The 4,509-nt window shown below is 56.4% G+C and carries 4 protein-coding genes; 3 read left to right on the plus strand and 1 reads right to left on the minus strand.

The genetic code is table 11. From position 1 onward, the window contains the following. Together NW855_RS05930 and NW855_RS05935 are read left to right on the plus strand one after the other, a co-directional pair. Positions 1–196 (plus strand): hypothetical protein (locus NW855_RS05930; RefSeq protein WP_414508517.1); only part of this gene is annotated, 196 nt, incomplete at its 5' end. A gap of 361 nt (positions 197–557) precedes the next feature. Beyond that, positions 558–1,241, plus strand: coding sequence for a hypothetical protein (locus NW855_RS05935; RefSeq protein WP_414508518.1), 684 nt, complete (start codon positions 558–560; stop codon positions 1,239–1,241). Between the two features lie 216 nt (positions 1,242–1,457). Here NW855_RS05935 and NW855_RS05940 read toward each other — a convergent pair whose 3' ends face one another. After that, positions 1,458–2,900, minus strand: coding sequence for a peptidase M8 (locus NW855_RS05940; protein WP_414508519.1), 1,443 nt, complete (start codon positions 2,898–2,900; stop codon positions 1,458–1,460). Positions 2,901–3,072: 172 nt separating this feature from the next. Between NW855_RS05940 and NW855_RS05945 the strand changes: the two genes are divergently transcribed. Continuing rightward, complete coding sequence (locus NW855_RS05945) at positions 3,073–4,341, plus strand: class I SAM-dependent methyltransferase (protein WP_414403008.1); 1,269 nt, start codon at positions 3,073–3,075, stop codon at positions 4,339–4,341. Positions 4,342–4,509: the final 168 nt, after the last annotated feature.

The raw sequence follows: 4,509 nt of genomic DNA on the forward strand, positions 1-4,509 counted from the left end.
CGAGCCCCTTCTCCTACCCGCGCCAGATCGCACGCCCCTCCCCTTCGCCTTAATCCACCGTGTCGCCGACTCCAACCCCGACCCCGACACCGACCCCGACGCCGACTCCCACACCTACTGCAACACCCACCCCAACGCCCACTCCAACGCCAACCCCCGCTGCTCAGTTCTATGTCGATCCGGTTTTTGGTTCTGATACCTTCCAGGGCACTTCACCTGCTCAGCCATTTAAAACCGTAGAAAAAGCTATAGAGTCTTCTACCGTTCGAGACGTAGCAGGTCTTGGGGGCGGGACAAATGTTATTGTAAGGATCATTCGTAGCGGTGTCGAGACGGTCAACCCTGCTGGCTCTAACAATATCGTAAGTGCCGATTTAGCAACTGGATCCATCACGATAGTTCCTGACGATGGCGTTAACTTTGAGCTCGATTTGAACGGTAGGTATTTAATTCTCAAGCGGGGCAACAAGCTGCAAGGGTTTAGAATTATCAGCAGGGATCCCGGCGGTCCTGGAACTGCTGCAGCTGCCATTGAGCTCAGGGCGGGGGGCACGCCTTTGAAAGACATGGTTATTGACTGCGCAGGTAGCACAGGTAGTATTACCACTAGCGGGGCCACGGCAGTTGGTGGAGGCGACAAATGTGTTCATGTAACATCATCAGTTTCAGGCACTGTTACTCTTGAGAACGTACGCATTACCATTCCAAGCAACCAAGACTTTGTTACTGGCATTCTTCACGAGGGCAGTGGTACCTTGAAGGTCACTAATGGTAGTTCCGTTGTGGCTGTAGGGTCAGGGAACAAGCAGGGCGTTGTAGGTATCTATGGGAACACAGCTGCCGGCTCTGTGGAGGTGGTTGGAAGCACTGTAAGCTTGAGCGCGATTAAAGCCACAGGAAGCGCCGCAGGAAGCAATGGCAATGTTTTCGCTGTTGTCCTCTCAGGCCCCATTGCTTCTGGAAGAGTGGAAGGATCGTCAATTCAGGTAAGAGAAGGAGACTCAACTTCAGGAAAAATAGCAATTGGAGTTTGTGTTAACGCTAGTGGCACTGTGACTGTGCAAGGCAACAGATTCACAAACGCTCCTTCAGGTAATACCAGTATTGCTATCTATAATCAAGGGCCGGGAACTGTGGTTCCCACTCCCATGCCAACTGGCAACACCTTCAACGGCTTTTCTATACCACCTTCAGAAAAGCGATATGTAGAATCTGACCCTAGCCTTTCTTGTCCCTCCTAACCTTTCCCACCTCTTTCCTTTTTGGCCCCCACTGAGGGGCCTTTTCTATGCCAAAGTGGCCATGCCGGGCAACAGCCGCAGGACCATCCGTAGCTCAGGTCTTGTCCTAGGACAAGAGCTGCGTCTCGCTTCCCTTCTCCTAGCAGACTCCCAGCGGGGCCTTTTTTTGTTGCCGCCCTAGGCTAGGCTGGGCATCTCCCTGGGGTTAGCAGGTCCTCAGGGAAGCAAGCGGAGCTCTCCCCCAATTGGGCCAAAAACCGCATCGTTCCCCAGGAAAAGCCCCTCCCCTGGTCGGATGCGCCCTTCTGGCGGCAGGGCATAGGGATCCGCAGCAGACAGGTTGACGCCCGTGAACCCCAAGTCTTGCATGGCTGCAGCCGTAATACGACTAAGAGCAGGGCGTGCAGGTGGCGGTGGCAGCACCGGCGTCATCAGCTCCAACCCTAGGGTTCGCCGCCAGTGACCTTCGGGAGGTGGCTCAACCTCCACCGGCACATTCCCAGATCCGCCCAGGCTGTTGTACTCAGCAGTGGCCTGCCGGCCGGCAAAACGCGGGTTGGTGGTGCCGCTGTTGAGGAGAAAAGGACGCCAGTTGGGGACGGTGCCAAACCCCAGAGCATGGCCCAGCTCGTGCAGGACAACGTCAAAGAGGGATCCCTGATCCTCTAAGCGACCCAGATCTGCCGGGTCGATCCCTATCCTGGCATAGGGGATGATGCCGATCCCGGGCCGAGGAGGGCCGCAGGGGCCCGCTTGACCCACAACCCTACCCGGACCATCACTCTCAGGGGGGCTGGAGAGGAGCCGGGCGCCGGTTACTTGAACCAAGAGATCATCCACAGGACGATTGACCAGGGGAGTCGGGGGGAAACCAGCTCCGCAGAAGCCAGCCTGCAGAGTTAGGGTGACGTCGGGCAAGTCGCCGGTGATGATCTGCTCCCAGCGCCGGGCCGCTTGCAGAACGATGTTGCGCTGGGAAGGGCTGAGGCTGTTGTCGATAAACTCAATCTCGATGTTAAACCCACCAGGAGACGGAGATGGCGAGGGGGTTGGCGTTGGTGGAGGAGGTGAGGGCGTTGGCGTTGGTGTCGATGGATCTTCCGGTGGGGGGGGTGGTGTCGGCGAAGGGGAGGCCGTTGGAGGACTTGTGGGGGGAACAAATCCTGGCCCTGGCAGTCTGGCTGCCTGTTCAGGCGTCAGGTTGAGGGGAGGTTGCAGCCGCAAAACGGTGTTGACAAAGGTGTTGATGCGGTTGGCGTCGCGGCTCTGCAAGGTGGCAACGGCAAACAAAATAGCCGCATCCCGAATGGTGCCTGGCGTGCCATCCCCATCGAAATCGGAGATGGCCACCGGATTGGGGTCGGCCGTGGTCACCTCAGCTAGGGTGAGGGGGGGCTGTAGCCTCAAGACGTTGTTGACAAAGCTGACAATCTGGCTGGGCTGGGTAATCCCGTTGGCTATGGCAAAGGCAATGGCGGCATCGCGGATGGTTACCGATTGCGGGTTGCCGTCGTAGTAGGCAGCAACGCCTCCTTCTGGGGCGGGCGATGAAGTCTCTGGGCGACTGAGGAGGCTGGGCCCGCTAGCTAGCCCACAAGCAGCCAGAATTCCAAGGAGAAAAGTTGCCATTAACCAAAACAGCCGCTTGCGGGGGCTCATCGAAGGATCCCTCTTCCCGACTCCCCTGAATTCTAGGTTAGGTAGTTACAAAACACCCCACCACTATACCATCCTCAGGCTTTTCTGGATTTGCCTCAGTCTTTTGCTTGCTGTGCAGTACGATAGGGTACGTGCTAAGAGTGTTGGGATACCTAAAAGCAGGGAGATCACCATGGAAAAGACCGCTGTGTCTAACCCCGTCCAGGCGCAGTTTGACGAGTTTCCCTACCCAAATGTGCCAATTGAGCAGACGGTTACCGACAACTTTGCTTTGTTTGCCAACAGCATCACGACGGCCAGGTACCTAAGGGATCGCAAGGTGGTATCCCCGGAAGGCAAGGTGATCCTCAATGCCGGCTGCGGCTCCGGTTGGGAAACCTTAGTTGTGGCAACAGCCAACCCCGGCGCCCGCTATGTGGGAGTAGATATTTCCCCAGAGTCTATCAAGATAGCGGAGCAGCGTTTCAAGTTCCACAAGATCGAGAACGCCCGCTTTTACGTTATGGACATTACCGACATGAGCGCGCTGGGGGAGGAGTTTGATTTTATTGCCTGCAACGACGTTCTCTACCTCCTGGACGACCCAGTTGCCGGTTTGAAAGGCATGCGGCAGGTGCTCAAGCCCGATGGGATCATCCGCACCAATGTTCACAGCCTTTACCAGCGTCAGTTTATCTTCAACATGCAGGAGGCCATGGAGCTGCTGGGGGTGATGGATGAGCCGGCAGCTAAAGCGGTGCCCCTGCTACGAGAGGTGATGGAAGCGCTCACCGACGCCAGCTTTGTGAAGAGCCACTGGAACGGCGATGCCATCAAAACCACAGCGGGGATCCTGGCCAACTTCCTGCTGCGCAGCGACAAGGGCTTTACGGTGCCGCAGGTGTTTGAGATGTTGAGGCAGGCCGGCCTCGAGTTTATTAGCATGGTGAATTGGCAGCAGTGGAAGTTGGAGAGGGTCTTGACCAAGCCGGTGCCCTACTCGATGCGGCAACTCAATAAGTTAAGCGAGGAGCAAAAGCTTCACTTCATCGAGCTGATTTTCCCCAACATGACCCGCTTGATCGATTTTTGGTGCGGGCACCCCGGCATTCCCAAGGCTGAGCCGTTTACGAACGACGAATGGTGGAACGGCACCGTACAAGCCCACCCCCTTCTGGTGAAGTTGGATGCCAAGCAGGCTTTTCTCAACGCCATTCGGGACAACGGGCCTGTCAACATCAACGGCTGGCCGGGAGCTGAGGGGAACATTACCATCGATCCTTTCTCGGTGCGCTGGCTGGTGGATGTCTTCGGCCCTTTGCCGGTGCCGGTGCAATCGCTGGTTCACAAAACCATGGAGATCATGGACTGGACCCAGGAAGAAGCGTTTAGTCAAGTGTTGGCCAACCTGAAGTTTTTGGAAGAACGCCTGGTCATTCTGCTGGATTCCCCACTTCGCTAGGCAAGTGCAAAGCCAGGACTTACGAAAGCCCCCCTGATTCATACATGGGGGCCTTTTTGGTTGACATACCCCCCGCCCTAAAGGACGGGGATTCTTTCTCAGCCAGCAGAATTGCTGATACATTTACGCTGAACACTGCTGAACATCACTGTTCAACTATGCAGCGAT

The organism is Synechococcus sp. RC10B2 (assembly GCF_047502635.1).